This is a genomic window from Nocardia sp. NPDC003183, assembly GCF_053590715.1.
Genome location: NZ_JBSFTG010000018.1, coordinates 1 through 20,632 on the forward strand (window position 1 = coordinate 1; position 20,632 = coordinate 20,632).

General features: G+C 69.4%; 17 protein-coding genes. 3 read left to right on the forward strand and 14 right to left on the reverse strand.

What is annotated here, in order from left to right:
- Window positions 1-236 precede the first annotated feature (236 nt).
- Entirely contained in the window at window positions 237-2,156 is a 1,920-nt protein-coding gene (gene pknB / locus ACWDXS_RS31390; RefSeq protein WP_378992680.1) for a Stk1 family PASTA domain-containing Ser/Thr kinase, read from the reverse strand.
- A gap of 125 nt (window positions 2,157-2,281) precedes the next feature.
- Between pknB and ACWDXS_RS31395 the strand changes: the two genes are divergently transcribed.
- Window positions 2,282-2,650: an Rv2175c family DNA-binding protein gene (locus ACWDXS_RS31395; RefSeq protein ID WP_449971322.1), complete on the forward strand. Its 369-nt coding sequence runs from the start codon at window positions 2,282-2,284 to the stop codon at window positions 2,648-2,650.
- Between the two features lie 62 nt (window positions 2,651-2,712).
- On the opposite strand, the gene ACWDXS_RS31400 is transcribed toward ACWDXS_RS31395, so the two are convergent.
- The 4 genes from ACWDXS_RS31400 to ACWDXS_RS31415 form a co-directional block, all read right to left on the reverse strand.
- Entirely contained in the window at window positions 2,713-3,777 is a 1,065-nt protein-coding gene (locus ACWDXS_RS31400) for a phytoene/squalene synthase family protein (protein WP_449971325.1), read from the reverse strand.
- Window positions 3,778-3,809: 32 nt separating this feature from the next.
- Window positions 3,810-5,471 (reverse strand): alpha-(1->6)-mannopyranosyltransferase A, encoded by a 1,662-nt coding sequence (locus tag ACWDXS_RS31405; RefSeq protein ID WP_378660424.1) that lies wholly within the window; start codon window positions 5,469-5,471, stop codon window positions 3,810-3,812.
- A gap of 101 nt (window positions 5,472-5,572) precedes the next feature.
- Complete coding sequence (gene crtI, locus ACWDXS_RS31410; protein WP_378992554.1) at window positions 5,573-7,165, reverse strand: phytoene desaturase family protein; 1,593 nt, start codon at window positions 7,163-7,165, stop codon at window positions 5,573-5,575.
- A gap of 13 nt (window positions 7,166-7,178) precedes the next feature.
- A complete protein-coding gene (locus tag ACWDXS_RS31415) occupies window positions 7,179-8,333 on the reverse strand; it encodes a polyprenyl synthetase family protein (RefSeq protein WP_379312817.1) in 1,155 nt (384 codons plus the stop codon).
- 250 nt (window positions 8,334-8,583) lie between these two features.
- On the opposite strand from ACWDXS_RS31415, the gene ACWDXS_RS31420 reads away from it, so the two are divergent.
- A complete protein-coding gene (locus ACWDXS_RS31420) occupies window positions 8,584-9,585 on the forward strand; it encodes a methylenetetrahydrofolate reductase (protein WP_378636616.1) in 1,002 nt (333 codons plus the stop codon).
- 9 nt (window positions 9,586-9,594) lie between these two features.
- On the opposite strand, the gene ACWDXS_RS31425 is transcribed toward ACWDXS_RS31420, so the two are convergent.
- Together ACWDXS_RS31425 and ACWDXS_RS31430 are read right to left on the reverse strand one after the other, a co-directional pair.
- Window positions 9,595-10,173: a DUF2867 domain-containing protein gene (locus ACWDXS_RS31425; protein ID WP_449971329.1), complete on the reverse strand. Its 579-nt coding sequence runs from the start codon at window positions 10,171-10,173 to the stop codon at window positions 9,595-9,597.
- Between the two features lie 151 nt (window positions 10,174-10,324).
- Window positions 10,325-11,902: a DHA2 family efflux MFS transporter permease subunit gene (locus tag ACWDXS_RS31430; RefSeq protein WP_449971332.1), complete on the reverse strand. Its 1,578-nt coding sequence runs from the start codon at window positions 11,900-11,902 to the stop codon at window positions 10,325-10,327.
- 84 nt (window positions 11,903-11,986) lie between these two features.
- On the opposite strand from ACWDXS_RS31430, the gene ACWDXS_RS31435 reads away from it, so the two are divergent.
- Complete coding sequence (locus ACWDXS_RS31435; RefSeq protein WP_378992558.1) at window positions 11,987-12,469, forward strand: MarR family winged helix-turn-helix transcriptional regulator; 483 nt, start codon at window positions 11,987-11,989, stop codon at window positions 12,467-12,469.
- Between the two features lie 40 nt (window positions 12,470-12,509).
- Here the strand turns inward: ACWDXS_RS31435 and ACWDXS_RS31440 are convergent, their stop codons facing one another.
- From ACWDXS_RS31440 to ACWDXS_RS31470, 7 genes are read right to left on the reverse strand one after another with little or no spacing between them, the layout of a single operon-like run.
- Window positions 12,510-13,658 (reverse strand): LLM class flavin-dependent oxidoreductase, encoded by a 1,149-nt coding sequence (locus tag ACWDXS_RS31440; RefSeq protein WP_379315306.1) that lies wholly within the window; start codon window positions 13,656-13,658, stop codon window positions 12,510-12,512.
- Complete coding sequence (locus ACWDXS_RS31445; RefSeq protein WP_387447625.1) at window positions 13,655-14,464, reverse strand: DUF1684 domain-containing protein; 810 nt, start codon at window positions 14,462-14,464, stop codon at window positions 13,655-13,657. The genes ACWDXS_RS31440 and ACWDXS_RS31445 overlap by 4 nt, the downstream gene beginning before the upstream one ends.
- Complete coding sequence (locus ACWDXS_RS31450) at window positions 14,461-15,828, reverse strand: NtaA/DmoA family FMN-dependent monooxygenase (protein WP_378660444.1); 1,368 nt, start codon at window positions 15,826-15,828, stop codon at window positions 14,461-14,463. Before ACWDXS_RS31450 ends, ACWDXS_RS31445 begins: the two co-directional genes overlap by 4 nt.
- Window positions 15,825-16,952 (reverse strand): LLM class flavin-dependent oxidoreductase, encoded by a 1,128-nt coding sequence (locus ACWDXS_RS31455; protein ID WP_449971337.1) that lies wholly within the window; start codon window positions 16,950-16,952, stop codon window positions 15,825-15,827. The genes ACWDXS_RS31450 and ACWDXS_RS31455 overlap by 4 nt, the downstream gene beginning before the upstream one ends.
- Window positions 16,949-18,616: a dipeptide ABC transporter ATP-binding protein gene (locus ACWDXS_RS31460; protein ID WP_449971340.1), complete on the reverse strand. Its 1,668-nt coding sequence runs from the start codon at window positions 18,614-18,616 to the stop codon at window positions 16,949-16,951. Before ACWDXS_RS31460 ends, ACWDXS_RS31455 begins: the two co-directional genes overlap by 4 nt.
- Window positions 18,613-19,548, reverse strand: coding sequence for an ABC transporter permease (locus ACWDXS_RS31465; protein ID WP_449971343.1), 936 nt, complete (start codon window positions 19,546-19,548; stop codon window positions 18,613-18,615). Before ACWDXS_RS31465 ends, ACWDXS_RS31460 begins: the two co-directional genes overlap by 4 nt.
- Complete coding sequence (locus tag ACWDXS_RS31470) at window positions 19,508-20,632, reverse strand: ABC transporter permease (protein ID WP_449971345.1); 1,125 nt, start codon at window positions 20,630-20,632, stop codon at window positions 19,508-19,510. Before ACWDXS_RS31470 ends, ACWDXS_RS31465 begins: the two co-directional genes overlap by 41 nt.

The window sequence follows — 20,632 nt, forward strand, 5'->3', positions numbered from 1 at the left end:
GTGCGTGAGGCGGTGCTGAAATGGGCGCACAACGAAGATGTCCTCGACAACCCGGTGCCGGTCCTCGGCGCCTTCGTCGTCGGGACGCAACGGCACCTGATCGACGGGACGGCCGCGAACCGCCGCTGCGCGGCGGACCCTCCTCTAGGCCGGGCCGTGCGAAGTCGACGAGCCCGGGGCGGTCAGCGGGGACCGCGCCCGGGTTTTTCTTTGTCCTTCTCGGGATCCTTGCCCCTTCAAGGCAGGGCGGTGAGCGTTACGACGCTGCCCGCCTCCACATTCGAGTTGAAGCCGGGAACCTGGCCGATGACCAGGGAACTGTCCGAGTCGGTGAGGGATTTGACCTCTACCCGCAGGCCGAGCTGTTGCAGTTTGGAGCGGGCGTTGCCGACGCTTTGACCCATCACATTGGGGACCTTCACCGCGTTCGACACGATCAGCGTCACGGTGTCGCCCGATTGCAGGGTGGTGCCGACGGCGGGCTCGGTCGCGATCGCCTTGTCGCCTTCGACGCTCTTGTCGAACTGCACGCGCGTGTCGCGAACGACCAGGCCCGCGGTGGTCAGCGCGGCGGCAGCCTCCTCGGCGGTCTTGCCCCGGACGTCGGGCACGTTGACAGGCTGGGAACCCTTGCTGCGGTACACCTTCACCTGCGCGCCCATCGGCAGGATCGTGCCGGGCGCCGGCTCCACCTTGGCCAGCGAACCCTTCGGCGCGGTACTGGCCGCCTCGCCGCTGTCGATCGGCTGCAAACCGGCATCGCGGATCGCCTGGTTGGTGGCGGCGAGCTGGTCACCGGGCTTGATATCGGGCACCCGCGGCTTTCCGTTGGAGATCAGCACCGCGACCGTGGAACTCTTGGTCACCCGCGACCCGGCCGACGGCTCGGAGCCGACGACCCCGCCCACCGGCACCGTGTCGGAGGCCTTCTGCCGCAACTCCGTCTCGAAACCGGCTTCCTGCAGGACCGCGACGGCCCGCTGGGAGTCCATGCCCGCGATCGGCGGCACCGCGGTGTAGCGACCGACGCCGAGCCACCAGCCGCCGATACCGACCAGCAGGGTCAGCGCGGTGACGATGCCCACCCACACCAAACCTGTTCGGCGCGAATGATCGTCGCCACCGCCGAACGCGCTCGCCGCCGGTGCGGGGGCGTACTCCTCCGGGCGCGGGCGCGGTGCGGTGACCACCCGGGTGTGGTGCGGTTCGGGCGCGGGGGAATGGTGCGCGGCCATCGGCGGCGGGGTCGCCGGGCGCTCGCCGGGATGATGCGCGGCGCCGGTCTGATAGCTCTCGCTGAGATGTTCGGCCGAATCGCGCGGTGCGGGCACCCGGTAGGGCGGCAGATTCAGTTCCATCGCGATCGTCTGCAGTTTCGCCGCCATCTCGTTGGCGTCGGCGAAGCGCTGCGCGGGGTCGCGGGAGGTGGCCTTGGCGACCAACGCGTCGAATTCGGGCGGTACGCCACCGATGAAGTTGCTCGGGGCGGGCACATCGTTCTCGACCCGCTGATACGCCACCGACAGCGAGTTGTCGCCGGTGAACGGCACCCGCCCGGTGAGCAGTTCGAAGATCAGGACGCCGAAGGAGTACACATCGCTGCGGGCATCGGCGGTACCGGTGGTGACCTGCTCGGGGGAGAGGTAGGCGGCGGTGCCGAGGATCACGCTCGCAGAGGTGGTGTTGGCCGCGGCCACGGCGCGGACCAGGCCGAAGTCGGCGATCTTCACCTCGCCCGCGTCGGAGATCAGCACGTTCTCCGGCTTCACGTCGCGGTGCACCAGGCCTGCGTCGTGGGCGGTGCCGATCGCGCGCAGCACCGGCTCGGCCACGGCGCGCACGGCGTGCGGCGGCATCGGCCCGCGTTCGCGCAGCAGCTCGCGCAGCGTGCCGCCCTCGACCAGTTCCATGATCAGGAACGGGTATTCGCCATCGACGCCCTGGTCGTACACGGCGACCAGCGACGGATGCTTGAGCTTGGCCACCGCCCGCGCCTCGAACTCGAAACGGCTGAGGAACTGCGGGTCAGCGGCGAACTTCGGGTCCATCACCTTGATCGCGACGGGGCGATCGAGCCGGGTGTCGGTCCCGCGGAAGACCATCGACATCCCGCCGCGAGCGATCGGCGCATCGATGCGATAGCGCCCTTCCAGCATCTGGCCGATCAAGTGATGTCCTCCGGCATTCAACCGGCCGCCGTGTGCGGCCACCACGATGGTAACCGGGTGGTGTGGGCATGCCAGACGATGCGTGCGCGCTGACACGTACTACCGTTGTGGGAGTGAGTGCCTTCCCCTGCAGCGACGACGTGCTGCCCGACACCGAAACCATCGTCTCGCTTCCCGAGGCGGCCGATATACTCGGCGTCCCGGTCACCTCGGTGCACCAATTGCTGCGTGACCACCAGATCCTCGCGATCCGCCGCGGCGGCGTCGCGGGCATTCCGTCCCGCTTCTTCGATTCCGAGGACGAGATCGTCCGCATGCTTCCCGGCGTGATCACCGTCATGCGCGACGCCAAGTACACCGACGAGGACATCCTCGGCTGGCTCTACACCGACGACCCTTCCCTGCCCGGGCGCCCGGTGGACGCTCTGCACGGGCAATTGGCCCGCGAGGTAGTTCGCCGCGCGCACGCTGAACCCTTCTGATCGTCACACCGCAGGATCGTGCGCGGCCGCGGGCAGCGGCCGTCGCGAGCGAACCGCGGTAACTAGCCGCCGGTGAAACCCTTGGCGGCGACCAGGATCCGGCGACGGCGGGGGACCGTTGCCCGGGTGGTGAAGACCTGATAGTCGGCTGCTTCGATGCGGTCGAGGATTTCGGCGTAGAGGATGGCGGCGGTGGTGATCGCCGGGCGTACGCGGGGGGCGAGCAGGGCGATGCCGGGGACGGCTTGCCGGTAGATGTCGCGGTTGACGGCGATCAGGTGGGCCAGCGCACGCCGCAGTGGTGCGTCGGTGTGGCCCCGATGACGGCAGTCGCGCAGGTGGGCTTCGTCTACGCCGAACGCCGTCAGCTCGCCGGTGGGCAGGTAGACGCGGTCGCGGTCGAGGTCTTCGGCGACATCGCGCAGGAAATTGGTGAGCTGGAAGGCCTCGCCGAGGGCAGCGGCGGCCGGTTCGGCCTCGGCGACGGGGACGACGGTGCCCAGGACCGGCAGTAGCTGCAGGCCGATGGCGGCGGCGGACCCGCGCATGTACTCGCGGAGCTCGCTCATCGTGGCGTAGCGGGTGCGGTGGGCGGCCGTACCGGGGACGTCCATGCGCATGGCGTCGAGGAATGTCCAGAGGTGGGTGTGCGCGATGTCGTAGCGGCTGATGGTGTCCGCGGCCGCGGTGATGATCTGGCGGCGGCGCGGGTCGGTGCTGTCGATGTCGCCGTGTTCGAGGGCCAGTCGCAGGTGTTTCTCGACGAGGTCGAGGTGCTGGGCGGGGGAGACGTCGACGACCTGCGCGGGTTCACTCGGCACGTGCCGCTGGGTGGTGGTGAGCCGCGCAGGGGCGCGTCCGCCGGCGACGAGGTGGGTCGGGGCCAGGCTGTGCCGGGCGCCGTCGCGGGGGTCGAGGACGCGCGCGGGGTTGTCGGCATGATCGACGATGTCGTCGACCATCCGGGCGAAGGCGTACAGCGCGTGTACCGCTCGCCGACGTTCCGGTGAGAGCAGTGTGGTGGCCAGGTAGTAGGTGCGCCCGTGCTCGGCGGCGATCCGCCGGCAACTCGCGTAGGCCGCATCCAGCTCGCTGGTCAGCGGTCGGGCATCTCCGGAAACGTTCACGGTGTCGCGTCGAAGCCTCTGCGCGCGAGGGCTCATGCTCGAACTGGCGGCGCCGATTCCGTGGCAACGGCCTTCGAACCGGCCGAACGCAGATGCAGCGGATCGACGGTGCGCAGCGACACCGCCGCGACCACGGCGGCGAAGGTCGCCAGCGCGACATGCCAGAAGTTGTAGAGGCCGATCGACCCGTCGGGCTGGAACACCAGCATCAGCCACGTGCAGATCCCGACCAGCCACATCAACGTGCGGGTCGACATCGCGAACCCGGCGGCCAGCGCGAGCGGCCACGAGTAGTACCAGGGCAGCGCGGCGGGGGAGAGCAGCACGATCGCGACGAACGCGATGATGATGCCCATCACGGCCTCGCGCTCACTGTGCCGGAACCGCCACCAGGTCGCGACGAGCAGCGCGACCATGGCGATCTGGCACAGCAGGCGGGTCACGTCCAGTACGGAGTTGAAATCGAGCGGGGTCACCCAGGTGACCATGTGCGCGAGAATCGTCGGCAGCGACAGCCAATTGATGATCTTGTTCGAGCCCTGCAACGCGGTGACCCAGCCGAAGCCGACTCCCGCGATCACCGACGCCGCGCCGAACACCAGCGCGAACACGCCGACGCCGATACCGGCGATCTTGGCGAAGACGAACAGCGGGTGCGGCATGTCCGCGGACGGTCTGGCAGCGTCGGGGTGTTTCTGTTCCTCGGCGAGTGCGGCGTCGGAATCCACCGCGGCTCGCCGCTCGGCGGCTCGCCGTTCCTTCTCGTGCAGAATCCAGATCCACACCAGGAACGGCAGCGCCACGCCTGCCGTCGCCTTGATCGCCACGCCGATGGCGACCACCACGATGCCGGCCACATGATGGCGTTCGAGCACGAGCGCGACGCCCGCGCACATCAGCCCGACCATCAGCATCTCGTTGTGCACGCCACCGATCAGGTGCACCAGCACCAGCGGGTTGAGCACGGCCAGCCACAGCGCGACCGTCGGCTTTCCGCCCAGATGCTTGGTCAGATACGGCACCGCCCACATCATCAGCGCCAGTCCGGGCAGCATGACGACGCGCAGCGCGATGGTCCCGGCGATGACGTTCTCGCCGGTGAGCGAGGTGATCGCACGGCCCATCAACAAGAAGACGGGGCCGTACGGTGCGGTGGTGGTGGTCCAGACCGGGCTCACGTTGTCCAGCAGCACGCCGGGATTGGCGACGGGACCCACCTGATAGGGGTCGAAACCGTCACGCAACAGGGCACCCTGGGCGAGGTAGGAGTAGGAGTCACGGCTGAACATCGGCGCCGCGAACAGCAGGGGCGTGATCCAGATTCCGACGATCGCCCGCAACTCGTTGAGCGTGACCGTCGATTCGCCCTTGCCGATGGTGGTGCGACCCAGCCGGACCCACGCCGTGATCATCAGCAGCACGCCGATCCAGATCACGATCGTCGACAGCACGTATCCGTGGCCGAATCGCAGCCACGACAGGTGCAGCGCTTCGAGTAGCGGATCGCGCTTGCGAACAGCCCCCGCGCCGAAGCCACCGAAGGTGATCATCATGGCGCCGAAGAAACCCATCAGAGCAGCGTGGCCCTCGGGGCTCCTGGCGAACTCGCCTGCGGTGCGCAGCCAGGTCCGGACGCCCGGGTCGCTCCCGGCGGGTAGGTGACGCTGGCGCTCGAGGGTGCGCGTGTTGTCCATGGTGCCTACGGTCGTCTCGGAGGGCGGCATGTTCGGTCGGTCCCCCCGGATGGTCGGCGGTCGCAACCGCGAGCTGATAAGTCGGCCGTCAGTTTACGGCTTCAAGTTGGAACACTAACCCGGTGGTCGGTACCGGCGTGTGCCCGGCTGCCGGTGATTCGTGCCGCCGCCAGCTTGCCGGACAGCAGTGTGGTGGGCACACCCACCCCCGGAGTGGTGCCGCAACCTGCGAGAACGACGTTGTCCACGCCCCTTGGCAGATTGCGTGGCCGGAAGGGCCCGGTTTGCCGGAATACGTGGGCGAGGGAGAACGGTGTGCCCGCGATCATGCCCTGGGCGGCCCAGGTGGCGGGCGTGTCGAGGTGGTCGACGCGGAAATGTTCGGCGATGCCGGTGTAGCCGCGCCGCTCCAGTTCCGCGAGCAGCTCGCGCAGGTAGGCGGGGGCGAGCCGGTCCCAGTCGAGCGGGGCGGCGGTCAGGTTGGGGCACGGCGCGAGCACCGACAGCGGTTCGAAGCGCCCGGTGGCCCGGTCGACGAACTGGTCGGCGTCGGTGAGCGCGGGCCGGGTGAGCAGCAGCGACGGATCGCTCATGAGCCGGCCGCGACCCTTGCGCGCGGCGATCTCGGCGAAGGTCTGTGCCCAGGCGGCGCCGAACTCGATGGTGTGATGGGCCTGCACGGGCCAGCGCGCGGCGATCTCGGCCGCGATGGTGCCGTGGGCGACGACGGCCGACGGTGAGGCGCGCAGGCCGCGACGGTGGCGCAGGCCGAATGTCGGCAGTGACGCGATGTCGGCGGTGAGGACCACCGCGTCGCAGGGGTAGGCGCGCCCGTCGGCGGTGCGCACCGCTTCGGCACGTCGCCCACGGGCCGCGCCCTTCTGTCCCTGTCCGTTCGGTGTCCGTCCGGGGCGATAGTCGATGCCGTCGACCTCGGCATTCAGTACGAGCTGACCACCCGCGGCCGTGAACGCCTCGGCGAGCGCCGCCGTGATCGCGCGCATTCCGCCTTCGGGGAAGTAGACACCCAGGCAGGTGTCCATGTTCGGGATCGCGCCGTAGACGGCGAGCGCGTCATCCGGCGACATGCCCGCGTACAGCGCCTGGAAGGTGAACAGCCTGGTCAGCCGTTCGTCGCCCAGAAAGGACCGTACGCGCGGCCCGAGTTTTCCGAAGCCGCCGAGCTTGGCGAGTGCGGTGAGCGCGGCCCTGGAGCGCGGTGTGCGCACCATGTCGAGCGGCGAATCGAAATCGGCGTTCATGAACTCGTCGAACTCGGCGTCGTAGACGCGGCCGAGCCAGTCGCGCAGTCGGCGGTAGTTGCGCGCTTCAGCGGGCCCGCAAGCACTTTCGACCTCGGCGGCCATCTGGTCGGCGTCGTCGAAGACGCGGATGTCGCTGCCGTCGGCGAAGCGTGCGTGATAGGCGGGAGCGAGGCGGTGGATGCGCAGGCCGACGCTCTGCCTGGTGTGCCCGACGGCGGCAAGCGCGTCGTCGATCACTTCCGGCAAGGTGAGTACCGTTGCGCCGCTGTCGATCTCGTAGTCGTCGAACCGGTATCGGCCCACCCGGCCGCCCGGATGATCGGCCCGTTCCAGCACCGTCACCTCGCGACCCGCGCCCCGCAGGTGCAGCGCGGCCGCCAGACCTGCCAGCCCGGCCCCGACTACGACGACATGATTCGCTTGTCCCACAACACTTTTCCTATCAGGCCGCGCGGCGAGTGGCAGCCAGTGCCATGGCGTGGAGCAACTGCTTGGCCTCCGGCGTCGCGGAACTGGTCGCGATCGCGGCGAGCCCGGTGTCGGTGAGCTCGGTGATCCGGCGCTCCACCTCGTCGACCGCACCCAGGTCGGTGAGCACTGTGCGCAGCCGGTCGACGGCGGCGTCGTCGAGGTCCGTGCCGAGGCCGGTCCGGATCAGGGCGGCGGCGGCCGGATCGGCCCGGCGCAGCGCCTCCGCGATCAACACGGTCCGCTTGCCCTCCCGCAGGTCGTCGCCCGACGGCTTTCCGGTCACCGCCGGGTCGCCGAACACGCCGAGCAGGTCGTCACGCAGCTGGAACGCGATCCCCACGTCGGTTCCGTAGATCCGCAGCGCGTCCACCAGCGCCTCGTCGGCACCCGCCAGCGCCGCGCCCAGATGCAACGGCCGTTCGATCGTGTACGCGGCGGTTTTGTACCGGTTGATCCGCAATGCGGCCTCGACCGACTCGTCGCCGCCCGCCTCGCCGTTGATGTCGAGGAGTTGCCCACCGAGCACCTCGGTCCGCATCCGCGCCCACACCGGTGCGAACCGGGCCAGCGCCCGTGGGCTCAAACCGGCCTCGTGCACCAGATCGTCCGCCCAGGCCAGCGCGAGATCGCCGATCAGAATCGCGACCGCCGAGCCGTAGGCGGCGCCGTCGCCGGGCCAGCCCGCCGCCGCGTGCCGATCCTCGAACTCGATGTGCACGGTCGGGAACCCGCGCCGAGTGCGCGAGGAGTCGATGATGTCGTCGTGCACGAGCGCGCACGCCTGCACCAATTCCAGTGCCGAACAGGCGGTGAGTACCGCGGCGGCATCCGGCCCGGCGGGATCGCCACCGGCGCCCAGCCAGCCGGTCCACGCGAATCCCGGTCGCGTCCGCTTGCCGCCCCGAACCACGAACTGTCCGAGCGCCTCGACGGCGTCGAGGAAGACGGGCCCCAGCGGCTCGACGATCTCACGCCGGGTGGCGAAGAAGCTGGTCAGCACCTGTTCGACAGCGGCGACGAAGGCCGGCGTGCCCGGGGTCAGCGCGACGAGGTCGACCGAGGTCAGAGCGTCGGCGGCGGACCGGGATAGCGGGGTACCGATTCCGGCGGACAGGGCGGCCTCCAGGGGCGAAGTGGGCGAACAGCGGGACCGGTTGGGCACTCGGTGGTGCGGTCACCAGCGTTGTCCCGAACGATACGCGGGCGGACCGGGCGCGCTCTCGGCGCACAGGGCCGCTGCGACGCAGCCCACATCCGGGTTTCCGCGGTGCTACCGTCCGCGGGCACGTTCATCGGCCTTGACGCGTTGCTGGGTGTTCGGCGCCCGGTTTCCCAGTCGGTGCCGGGGCGCCATCGCCTCCCACTAGACTGAGCCGGTGGATTTCGACAATGGACGGGGAAGTTCGACCCCAGATCGACCCGCCCAGCGGCCGTCGATCGTCTCGAACACCCCCTCGGTGGTGCAGAGTCTGCGCACCCATTCGGGCAACGGCGTGCCGTTCTCCGTGGAGTTCAACCCTCCGCGAGACGAAGCGGGCGAGGCTCGGTTGTGGCGCGCGGTCCGCGAGTTCGAACGCATGCATCCCGCCTTCGTGTCGATGACCTACGGCGCGGGCGGTTCCACCCGCGACCGCACCGTGCGCATCACCGGTGCGCTCGCGCAGGAAACCACCCTGCTCCCGGTCGCCCACCTCACCGCGGTCGGGCACAGCATCGCCGAACTGCGCTCCCTGATCGGGTCCTACGCCGACTCCGGCATCTGCAATGTCCTGGTTCTGCGTGGTGACCCGCCCGGTGACCCGCTAGGTGAATGGGCCAAGCACCCCGGCGGTGTCGAATACGCGGAGGAACTGGTCCGCATCGTGCGCGATCTCGGCGACTTCCACGTCGGCGTCGCCTCGTTCCCCCAGGGCCACCACCGCTCGCCCGACCTCGACCACGACACCCACCACCTGGCGGCAAAACTCCGTGCGGGAGCGGAGTATTCGATCACCCAGATGTTCTTCGACGTCGAGCACTATCTGCGTCTGCGTGATCGCGTGATCGCCATGGACCCCATCGAGGGCGCCAAGCCGATCATCCCCGAGCTGATGCCCATCACCTCCCTGCGCACGGTCGCCCGCGCCGAAGAACTCAGCGGCCGCCCCGTCCCCGCCGACGTGGTAGCCCGCCTCACCCGGGCGGCAGGTACCGGCCCGGAGGAAGACCGTGCCGCCGTCCGCGCCGAAGGCATCCAGATCGCCACCGAAATGGCCCAGCGCCTCACCGAAGAAGGCGCCCCCTGCCTCCACTTCATCACCTTGAACTTCGCCAAGGCCACCAGCGAAGTCCTCACCAACCTCGGCTACGGAGTATCCGCCGCCCCGCTCAGCGCGTAGGAACAGCGCTTACCGCGTCACGGCGAGGTCGTTCCAGGTGCGTTCCCAGCTGCGGGTCATCGCCGGGTAGACGATGCTGTAGCGGAAGGGCTTGATCAGGGCCATGTAGAGGCGGCCGAATCGACCGTTGGGCTTCACCAGGACCGCCATTTGTAGGTGGTAGCCGGTGGTGTCGGGGACCCAGCCCAGGTGCATGATGCCGTGCATCGTGCCGTTGGCGATTTCGGCGGCGTATTCGTTGTCGAGGACGTAGAGGGCGGTGAGTGGGCCGTCTTCGGCGGGGATGTCGGTGTCGCGCAGGTCGGCGGGCAGACGCTCGCGCAGAGACGGGACGCGGGTGCCGGTGCCTGCCTCTTCGCGGTCCCAGCCGAACAGTTCGCCCAGCTTCCAGCGGATCTTGAACAGCAGGCCGCTGATGCCGGTGGACTCGGAGGCGCGTTCGGCCTGGAGGGCGGCGAGTAGGGCGGGGAAGTCGTCGGGGCCCGCGCCGGGGGTGCGGAACTGCCAGATGTCCTCGACGTCGAAGTCGGGGGCGATCTCGTGGATGCGCCAGGGCTGGTCGGTGTGGGCCGATTCGGGTAGTCGCATAGCGGGGACCTCCATGTGTACGGCAGCGTATATGTCGAGAGTACCGCTGATATACGCCTACGTATAGAAAGAGGGAATGTGATTGATGCGGGCTTGACGACCGGGCAGCGTGGGGGCCGCGGAACGAGTCCGAGCCCCCGGTGGACCGGTGCTACTCGTGTCGTTCGGGTTCGACGAATGCCGTAGTGGCCAAGGCGAGCACGAGCAGGCCGGCGCACAGGTAGCTCGCCACCTCGATGCCCGCGGCCATGGCCGCGCGCGCCGCTTCCGCGATGGGCAGCGTGTTCGGGTTTTCGGCGAACGCTCCGATCACCGAACCGGCGCTGTCGGTGACGGTCGACTCCAGTTGCCGCACTTCGGGTTCGGGCAGGCCCGCGTCGGTCAGGCGGTCGCGCAGGCCGGTGCCGACGGTGCTGAAGTAGATGGTGGTGAGGACGGCGATGCCCAGTGCTGAGCCGAGTTCGCGTGCCGCGCTTTGTATTCCCGAGCCCTGTCCCGCGCTCTCGCTCGGCACGTCGGCGAGCACGATATTGGTGACCTGGGCGGTCGCGAAGCCGACGCCGATGCCGTAGACGAACAGTGCGAGCGCGATCGACCACCAGCTGCTGTCCGCCGCGGCGAACAATCCGAGCAGCGCCAGTCCGGCCGCTTCCAGCAGCAAGCCGATCCTGACCTGGCCCAAGGCCGAGACCGAGGCCGTCAACGAGAAACTCGCGCCGCTGGCGACGAAACTGCCGATCGCGAGCGGCATGAGGGCGAGTCCGGCTTGCAGCGCGGTGTAATCGAGGGCGAATTGCATCCACAGCGGCAGGACCGCGATGATGCCGAACTCGCCGACGCCGACGATCAGTGTCACCACATTGCCCCTGCGGAACGAATCGATCGAGAACAGCCGCACGTCGACCAGCGGTTCCCCGTCGGTGCGTCCGAGTCGCGCCTGCCTGCGCCAGAAGAGCCCGAGGGCGAGTGTGGCGCCTGTGAACGCGACGAGAACCGGTGAAGGCCCGCTGCGCCAAGCGAACCCGTCGATGCTCAGCGGCTCGGTCACGAACAGCCAGCCATAATGCCGACCCTCGATCATGGCGAAGGCGAGCAGGCCGAGGCCGAGTGCGGACTGGGCCGCCCCGAGCCAATCGACGCGACCGGCGTTCTTCGGTGCGGCGGGGAGGTAGGCCAGCACGGCCACCATGATCAGCGCGACCGCGGGGATGTTGATGCCGAAAGCCCACCGCCAGGAGAAGCCGGCGAGCCAGCCGCCGAGCAGCGGGCCGAGCGCCGCGGCCGCGCCGATCGTGGATCCCCAGATCGCGAAGGCCTGTCCGCGAGCCTTTCCGGTGAATGCCGCGTTCACCAGGGCCAGCGAGGTCGGCAGGATCATCGCCCCGCCGATGCCCTGCAGGAAGCGGGCCGCGATGAGCAGGCCGCCACTCGGTGCGAGCGCGGCGAGCAGGCTGGTGGCGCCGAAGACGACCAACCCGATCAGGAACAGCCTGCGTGCGCCGTAGAGATCGCTGAGTCGACCGGCGACCAGGAGGAGCGCGGCGAAAACGATCGCGTACGACTCCTGGATCCATTGCGCCTGAATCGAGGTGATCGCCAAGTCCTCGACGATCGGCGCGAGGATCACGTTCACGATCGTCAGGTCGACCACGATCAACGCGACGCCGAGTGAGACGGCGATCAGCCCCAGCCACAAGCGCAGCGGTGGAGTCTCGGTTTCTGTCCGCACTATACCTCCGTCATAAAGTTACTTTACTATGAAGGTAAATGGTGGGCCGGTAAGTTGTCAATCGGTGATCGACGAGAGGACGAGATGGTGGAGCAGACATCCGGCGATGTCGCGATGCGGCGGCAGCGGCTCGCCGCGGGGCTCATCGACTACGGCGCGAGCTTCACCGAACTGGGCCGCCGATTCGCGGAAACGCTCGGCGTGCACTCCACCGACGCCTTCGCGCTGATGGAGATCGCGGCCGCCGAACACGCCGAAGAACCGCTGTCTCCCGCGCTGCTGAGCAAACGGATCACCCTGACCTCGGGGGCGATGACCACCCTGCTCAACCGGCTGGAGCAGGCGGGATACATCACCCGCAGCCGCGAGCACACCGATCGCCGGGTCGTGACGTTGCGGTGCAGCGCGAACGCTCGACAGCTGGCCGACGAGTTCTTCCACCCGATCAACGCCGAGCAGGACGCGATCCTCGCCGAATACGAGCCTGCCCAGCTCGCGCAGTTCGAGCGGTTGCTCGAGCGGTTGCGCACGGCGATGGACCCCGGACAGCCGAAGGGCGCCCCGTAGTCGAGTCGACGTTGCGGGGCGCCCGAGGGAGGTAGGCCGGTCAAGCCGCGCGGGCGGCTCGCAATCCCCACGCGTCGGCCAGCAGGCGGTGTGATTCGAGCCGGTCGGCGTGGTCGTGGGTGATGGTGGTGATGAGCAATTCGTCTGCGCCGGTAACCCTTTGGAGGGCCTCGAGCCGCTCGACCACGGTGGTGGGCGAGCCGACGATCTGCGAAGCCAGGCGGTCGTCGACGAGGCGGAGTTGATCCGGGGTGAGCGGGGACGCTGTTGCGGGATCGGGGTATTCGGCCGCGCCGCCGCTGCGGATGCTGTGCACCCAATGTCCGTACGTGCTCGCGAGGTGGCGGGCGGTGTCGTCGTCGGCCGCGGTGACCACGTCCGCCGAGACGATCACGTGCGGTTCGGCCAGCTGCGCCGACGGCCGGAACGCCGCCCGATACGCCTCGACCGCGTCCAGCGCGGACCCCGGTGCGACGTGGTAGGCGGCCGCGAACGGCAATCCCGACTTGCCCGCCAGCTCGGCGCTTTCGCCCGCCGAACTGCCGAACAGCCACAGCTCGGTGTCGATGCCCTCGCCGGGAACGGCGTGCAACTCGACACCGCCCGGGGTGAAGTAGCGGCCGTCGAGGAGCGCCTGCACCTCGGCCACCTGGTCGGCGAAGTCCAACGACTCCGCGCCGGGCTGCTGCAGCGCCTCGGCCGAGGCCAGGAACTTCGTGCGGTCGGTGACCCGGCGTGGATCGAACGGTGGCGGCACCACCACACCGTCACGCACCTCGGTCCGGCCGGTGACCGTGTCCACTATCGGGTGCCCGCCCTTGGTGGTCGTGGCCGCGGCGCCGAACTGGCTGCGCCGATGCCCCGACCGGCCCAGACCCAGATCGAGTCGTCCCGGGTACAGCGCGTCGACAGTGCCGAAGGCCTCCACGATCGAGGCGGAGGTGTGATGGCCCACCTGCACCGCGCCGGTCCCCACCCGGATACGCGAGGTCGCCGCGGCGACCAACCCGAGCAGCGTCAGCGACGACGAACTCGCCACCGACACGAAATGGTGTTCGGCCAGCCAGTATCGGCGATACCCCCACTGCTCGGCCTGCCGGGCGAGGTCGACGGTATTGCGCAGTGCCTGTGCGGCACTGGACCCTTCGCTGATCGGTGACAGATCGAGAATCGACAGCGGCACACTCATAGCTTCGGATCCTGTTCTCCCGCTTCGATCGCCACGCGCAGCCGGTTCTCACGGGGGGCGACAGGGCAGGTGGCGAAGTCGGTGAACGCGCACGGCAGGTTCACCGCCCGGTTGAAGTCGAGGGTGACGGTGCCGTCGGCCTCGACCGCGCCGAGGGCGAGCGAGCGGGCGGCCGGGTAGGTGGTGACGCCGCTGGTGGCGTCGGTGAACAGCACCTTCAGGTCGTCGGGGGTGCCGAAGGCGAGCAGCGCCTCGTGGCTGTCGCCGATGCGGAACTCGATGATTCCCGCGGCGCTGTGGTGGTGCTCGAGCCCGTCGACCACGGCGCCGGTGGTGACGGTGCGTGCTTGGCCGAACGCGGTGAAACGCCCGGTCACCACCCAGCGCGGGTCGGCCGGGTAGGCCGCGACCCCGGTGAACGCGGTCAGTGTCGGCGTGGCCGGATCGTGCACCCGCACCGCGTACTGTCCGGAGCGCCGGATCACCTCGAGGACCCTCTCCTCGTTGAGCACGCTCACCCCCGGGGCGCCCTCCACGGGCGTCACGATCTGCACGCCGCCGATCCGCTCGCCGTCGACATCGAGCCGGTCGGCGGGCTGCGCGGTGATGAACACCTTGTCGTCGGTGACCCACCAGGTGCCGGGGACGCCGTCCAGGCGGGCCGGGCTGTCGGTGAGCCAGTGCAACCCCGCCAGGCTGAGCCAGCCGAGGGGATCGCGCAGGCCGTCTTCGCGGGCGTGATGCCAGCGCGCCCAGTCGTCGGCGAATGTCGTGGTGGGGGTCGGGTTCTCGACGGTGATCGTCATGACGCGCGTGCTCCTTCGGCGACGGTGTGGTGGTGGGGGTGACGCAGACCGAGATGGTCGCGCAAGGTAGTGCCGGTGTATTCAGTGCGGAAGCTGCCGCGTTCCTGCAGTTCGGGGACCACGGTGTCGACGAATTCGTCGAGCCCGCCGGGTGTCAGGTGCGGGACGAGGATGAAACCGTCGGACGCGTCGGACTGCACGTACTGGTCGATCTGCTCGGCGACCTGGGCGGGTGTGCCGATGAACTGCTGGCGGGCGGTGACCTCGATGATGAGTTCGCGGATGCTGAGGTCGCCCGCCTCGGCCTGTTCACGCCACGCCTTCGCCACGGCCAGTGGATCTTTCGTGTGCCGGACCCGGCCGCGGGTGATCTCCGCGGCGGCGTCGGGCTCGACATCGGGCAGCGGGCCGTCGGGGTCGTATCCGGAAAGGTCACGGCCCCAGACCTGTTCGAGGAAGGCGATCGCGGTCTGCGGGCTCACCTGCTGGTAGCGGATGTCGCGGGCCCGTTCGTGTGCCTCGTCGGTGGTGTCGCCGAGGACGAACGTGGCCGCGGGCAGCACCAGCAGATCGCCGTGTGCGCGACCGTATTTCGCCAGTCGGCCCTTGACGTCGGCGTAGAACTTCTGGCCCGCCTCCAGGGTGCCGTGCCCGGTGAAGATCGCGTCGGCGGTCTTCGCGCCGAACTCGCGGCCCTCGTCGGAATCGCCCGCCTGCAACAGCACCGGATGCCCCTGCGGGCTCGGCGGGACGACGAACGGTGCCGCGAAGTCGAACTGTGAACTGCGGAACGCGGTGTCGGGAATGTCGCGGGCGAAGATCCCCCGCTCGCGATCGATCACCAGCGAGTCGGTGGGCCAGCTGTCCCACAGTGCCCTGGTCGCGGCGACCACCTGTTCGGCCCGCCGATACCGCTCACCGTGTTCGAGGTAACCACCGCGCCGGAAGTTCTCGCCGGTGAACGCGTCCGAGGAGGTGACCACATTCCACGCGGCCCGGCCGCCGGAGAGGTGATCGAGCGAGGCGAACTGCTTGGCGACCTCGAAGGGTTCGTTGTAGGTGCTGTTGATGGTGCCCGCCAGCCCGAGCCGCTCGGTCACCGCCGCCACCGCGTTGAGCACGGTGAAGGTATCCGGCCTGCCGACCACATCCAGGTCGTGGATCTGCCCGCGATGCTCGCGCAGCCGCAATCCCTCGGCCAGGAAGAAGAAGTCGAACAGGCCGCGTTCGGCGGTGCGCGCCAGATGCTCGAAGGACACGAAATCGACCTGCGATTTCGAGGCCGGATCGGCCCAGACGGTGGTGTTGTTGACGCCGGGGAAGTGCGCGGCGAGGTGGACTTGCTTGCGTGGTTTCGAGGTCACCGCGCTGCTCCTGTCGTGGCGTATCGGCTGAGTGGACGGGGGAGACCGAGGCGCTCACGCAGGGTCGCGGTGGTGGTGGTCGGCGCGAGCGTGGATCGATGGGTGGTGAGCTCGGCCAGCGAGGCGTGCAGGGCCAGCGGTCGCAGGACCACGCCGTCGACGGCGTCGGCGCGGGTGATCTCCGTGAGGAGATCGTCGAGCGCGGCGGCGGTACCGACGTGGTGGAATCCGAGCGGCGGGTGGTCCGCCGCCCAGCGATCGAGCTCGCGCACCTCGGCGAGTGCGGTGTCTGCCGAATCTGCCAGGTGCACAGGCAGATCCAGCAGGATCTGCACGGTGCCGGGATCGCGGCCCTGCGCGGCGATCGCCGCGCGCAAGGCCGCGCGATGCGCCGCGGCGGTCGCGAGATCGGGGGCGCTGACGCGGATGATGTCGGCTCGGCGGACGGCGACCTCGGTCGACTCGGGGGTGTCGGCGCGGACCGTGATGACGGGTTGGCCCTGCGGCGAGCGCGGGGTGATCGACGGGCCCTTGACCGAGAAGTTGTCGCCGGCGAAGTCGATGTAGTGCAGGCGGTCACGGTCGATGAACCGGCCGGTGGGTACGTCGCGGATCTCGGCGCAGTCCTCCCAGCTGTCCCACAACCGGGTCACCACCTCGATCGCCTCGTCGGCCTCGTGCCACAGCAACTTCGGATCTTGCACCTGCTTGCGCCCGAAGGCCTTCGCCTCGACCTCGGTGGTGGACACGGTCACCTCCCACCCCGCGCGGCCCAGGCTCGCGAAGTCGAGCGCGGTCACGGCCTTGGACGCGTGGAACGGTTCGGTGTGGGTGACCGGTACCTGCGGGATCAAGCCGATTCGGCTGGTCAGCGGGGCGGTGCGGGCGGCGATCGCGACGGCGTCGAGCCTGCCGCGGGTCACGGCCGCGCCACCGGACTGGATGCCGAACGCGTCGGGCAGGAAGACGGCGTCGAACCCGAGCTGCTCGGCCGAGGAGATCACGGCGGTCCAGTAGCCGGCGGTGAACAGGTCTTCGGCGCCGGAATCGGTGGGCCGCCAGGACGCGGGATGCGTTCCGGTGCCTACCGTTTCGATGCCGAGGAACAGTCTGGGCTGGCTCATCGGGTGAGGTCCTTTCCGTCGAGGGGATCGATCCGGGTGCCCGGCGCGGGAATCGCCGCGAGCAGCTCCCTCGTGTACGGGTGTCGCGGATCGGTGAACAGGGTTGCGGTGGGCCCGGTTTCGACGACGCGACCGTGGCGCATCACCGCGACCCGGTCGCTGATCCGGCGCACCACGGCCAGGTCGTGGGAGATGAACAGGTAGCCGAGGGCGAGTTCGCGCTGGAGGGTGTCGAGCAGGTCGAGGATCTGCGCCTGCACCGAGGCGTCGAGCGCGGAGACCGGTTCGTCGAGCACCAGCAGGTCGGGGTGCAGGGCCAGCGCGCGGGCGATCGCCACGCGCTGTCGTTGCCCGCCCGACAGTTCCGCGGGCCTGCGTTTCGTGAAATCCGCCGGTAGCGCGACCTGTTCGAGCAGCTCGGCGACTCGTTTCGTCCGGTCGCCGATCCCATAGGCGCGCAGGGGTTCGGCGATGATGTCGGCGACCTCCCAGCGCGGATCCAGCGAGGAGTACGGGTTCTGGTACACCACCTGGAACCGTCGGCGCAGCGTGCGCAGGCGGTTTCGGCGGGCGCTGGTGAGGTCGTGGCCGTCGAAGGTGACCGTCCCGCTGTCGGCGTCGGTGAGTCGCAGAGCGATGCGCGCCGTCGTCGACTTGCCCGAACCGGATTCGCCGACCAGCGCGAGCGTTTCCCCGCGATCGAGACTGAACTGCACATCGTCGACGGCGGTGATGGAGCCCGCTCCCGCGTGGAAGCGCTTGTGCAGGGCGTGAACCGACAGCAACGGTTTTTCCGCTCGGGGTCGCAGGGGCCGGAATTCGGTGGGCGACAGCGCGGGGGACGCGGCGAGCAGGCGCTGCGTGTACGGCTGTGCCGGGTGGTGCAGAACCTGTGCGGTAGTGCCGGATTCGACGACCTTGCCCTGCTCGAGCACCACCAGTCGATCGGCCCGTTCCGCGGCAACGGCCAGGTCGTGGGTGATCAGCAGGACGGCCGTCCCGCGGGCCGCGATCCGCTCGGCCAGCCGATCCAGCACCTGCCGCGCCACCGTCGCGTCGAGGGCGCTCGTCGGCTCGTCCGCGATGATCAGTTCCGGCCCGCACGCCAGCGCGATCGCGATCAGCACGCGTTGACGCTGCCCGCCGGACAGCTCGTGCGGATACTGCCGCGCCCGCAACTGCGGGCGATCCAGCCCGACCTCTTCCAGCAGGTCGAGGGCCTGGAGCGCCGCCCCGCGCCGGTCGGCCAGCCGATGCACCAGCAGCGCCTCGGCCACCTGATCGCCCACCCGCAACACCGGATTGAGCGACAGACCCGGATCCTGCGGCACGAATCCCACCCGTGCCCCGCGCAGCCGCCGCAGGGCCTTCTCGTCGTCCGGGTCGATCCGCTCACCGGCGAACTCGACCTTGCCCGCCACGATTCCCGCCGAATCCCCGAGCAGCCCGATCACCGCGTGCGCCAATGTCGATTTGCCCGACCCCGACTCGCCGACGAGGGCGACGACCTCTCCGCGCGCCACCTCGATCGACACGCCGCGCAGCGCGGACACCGACCCCGCGCCGGTCCGATATTCGATGTGCAGATCTTCCACCTGTAGCAACGGCTGGTCCGGCGTGGCCGAACTCCGCGTCGGGTTCGTTCCGTTCGTCTTGTCGCTCATCGGGTTTCGGTCCTTCCCGCGAATCGACCCACACGCTGAGCCGACAACACCACGGCGATGATGACCAGGCCCGGCAGCGTCGTCAGCCACCAGGCGGAGGCGAGGAAGTTGCGGCCCTCCGAGATCAGCGAACCCCATTCGGGGGTGGGCGGTTTGGTGCCGTAGCCGAGGAAGCTCAGCGAGGACACGGCCAGCACGGCCATGCCGAACTCGACTGCGGCCAAGGCCAGCACCGGCTGGAACGCATTGGGCAGCACGTGCCGAACGAGCACCGCGTACCAGCGCACGCCGGACGCGTGCGCGGCCTCGACATACGGCGCGTGCCGCACCCGCAGCACCTCCGAGCGCATCACCCTGGCGAAGTTCGCGATCAGCGAGACGCCCACGGCGACAGCCACATTGCGGGTGCCGAAGCCGAGCGCGGTGACCAGGGCCAACGCGAGCAGCAGCGACGGGATGGACAGCAGCACATCGACGACCCGCATGATCGCGGTGTCGACGATGCCGCCCGCGGCGCCCGACAGCAGCCCGAGTACCGACCCGACCACCAACGCGATCCCGACCGCGGTGAGCGTGGCGGTGAGCGAGAGCCCCGCACCGTGCACCATCCGCGTGTACAGGTCGCGTCCGAGATTGTCGGTGCCGAACCAGTGCGCCGCGCTGGGGGCCTGGAACTTGTCCGCGGGCACGCCGATCAGCGGATCGCCGGAGGCGAACACCGAGGGCGCCACCGCCCAGCCGACCGCGACGGCCAGCACCACGCCCGACACCACCAGGCCCAGGTGTGCGCGGGCCCATCGGGCAGTTCGGGCCACTCGGTGCACGCGCGCGACGCCGTGATCGGCCACCGATTCGGGCCGTGCGGTCGGCGCCGGTCGGCGCACGAGGATGTCAACCACGTTCACTCCGTTCGGTGTCGGTGTTCGAGCCATCCGATTCGCCGGATTTCCCAGCGACGGACACGGCGTCGGCGGGGGTGCCCGCGACCGGCACGCCACGAGCGCGACGTGTCCCGGTGATGCGCGGATCGAGCAGCGGATAGAGCAGGTCGACCGCCAGATTCACGCCGACGAAGATCAGCGCCGAGATCAGCACCACGCCCTGGACCACGGGGATGTCCTGGTTGAGCACGGAGGTCTGGGTGAGCCGGCCGACGCCCGCGCGGGCGAACACCGACTCCACCACCACCGACCCGGCCAGCATCGTGCCGACCAGCACCCCCGCGATGGTGAACGCGGGCACGCTGGCCAACCGGGCGATATGACGACGCTGCACCCACCAGCGCGACGCGCCCTTGGCCAGCGCCACATCGGTGAACGGCTGACGCCAGGTCTGTTCCAGCCCGGCAGCGAGAACCTGGGCCAGCACCGCCCCGATCGGTAGCGCCAGCGTCAGCGCGGGCAGTAGCGTCCCGCGCAGCCCGGTCCCGCCGAAGGCGGGGAACCAGTGCAGCCGGAAGGAGAACAGCTGCAACAGGAGCAGACCGGTCCAGAACGTCGGCACCGAAACACCCAGCGGCGGTAGCGCACTCAAGGTATTGCGAAGCCCCGGCCGCCGTGTGTAGGTGGCGGCGAACGCGAGGATCGTCCCGCCGACGATCGCGAAAAGCAGTGCGAGAGAAGCCAGTCCGAGCGTGGCCGGTAGAACGTCGCCGAGGGCTTCGGTCACCGGCTGACCGGTGTTGATGGAGCGCCCCAGATCACCGGTGACGGCATTGCCGAGTGCGGTCACGTACTGGTCCCACAGCGGCTTGTCCAGCCCGTAGCGAGCCTGCAACTCGGCGATCGCCGCCTGGTCCACCGGCGCACCGGTGCCCGCGCTGTCGGCCGCCATCGAGACCGGATCCGCGGGCAGCAGATACAGCACCACGAAGGAGATCGTGAATGCCGCCCACAACACCCAGATCGCCTGTAGCAAACGAGAACCCACGTAGCGTGCGAAGTCCGCCCGGCCGTCCGCGCGCCGGATCTCGCTACCCGCGTTGTCGCGCCGCGGACTCCCGACCACCTCGCTCAT

Excerpts from the sequence above, each read along its gene's own strand:
- pknB (WP_378992680.1), bottom strand. The coding sequence starts at position 2,156 with ATGCTGGAAGGGCGCTATCGCATCGATGCGCCGATCGCTCGCGGCGGG.
- ACWDXS_RS31405 (WP_378660424.1), bottom strand. The coding sequence starts at position 5,471 with ATGGACAACACGCGCACCCTCGAGCGCCAGCGTCACCTACCCGCCGGG.
- ACWDXS_RS31425 (WP_449971329.1), bottom strand. The coding sequence starts at position 10,173 with ATGCGACTACCCGAATCGGCCCACACCGACCAGCCCTGGCGCATCCAC.
- ACWDXS_RS31435 (WP_378992558.1), top strand. The coding sequence starts at position 11,987 with ATGGTGGAGCAGACATCCGGCGATGTCGCGATGCGGCGGCAGCGGCTC.
- ACWDXS_RS31440 (WP_379315306.1), bottom strand. The coding sequence starts at position 13,658 with ATGAGTGTGCCGCTGTCGATTCTCGATCTGTCACCGATCAGCGAAGGG.
- ACWDXS_RS31445 (WP_387447625.1), bottom strand. The coding sequence starts at position 14,464 with ATGACGATCACCGTCGAGAACCCGACCCCCACCACGACATTCGCCGAC.
- ACWDXS_RS31455 (WP_449971337.1), bottom strand. The coding sequence starts at position 16,952 with ATGAGCCAGCCCAGACTGTTCCTCGGCATCGAAACGGTAGGCACCGGA.
- ACWDXS_RS31460 (WP_449971340.1), bottom strand. The coding sequence starts at position 18,616 with ATGAGCGACAAGACGAACGGAACGAACCCGACGCGGAGTTCGGCCACG.
- ACWDXS_RS31465 (WP_449971343.1), bottom strand. The coding sequence starts at position 19,548 with ATGGCTCGAACACCGACACCGAACGGAGTGAACGTGGTTGACATCCTC.
- ACWDXS_RS31470 (WP_449971345.1), bottom strand. The coding sequence starts at position 20,632 with ATGAGCGAGGTGGTCGGGAGTCCGCGGCGCGACAACGCGGGTAGCGAG.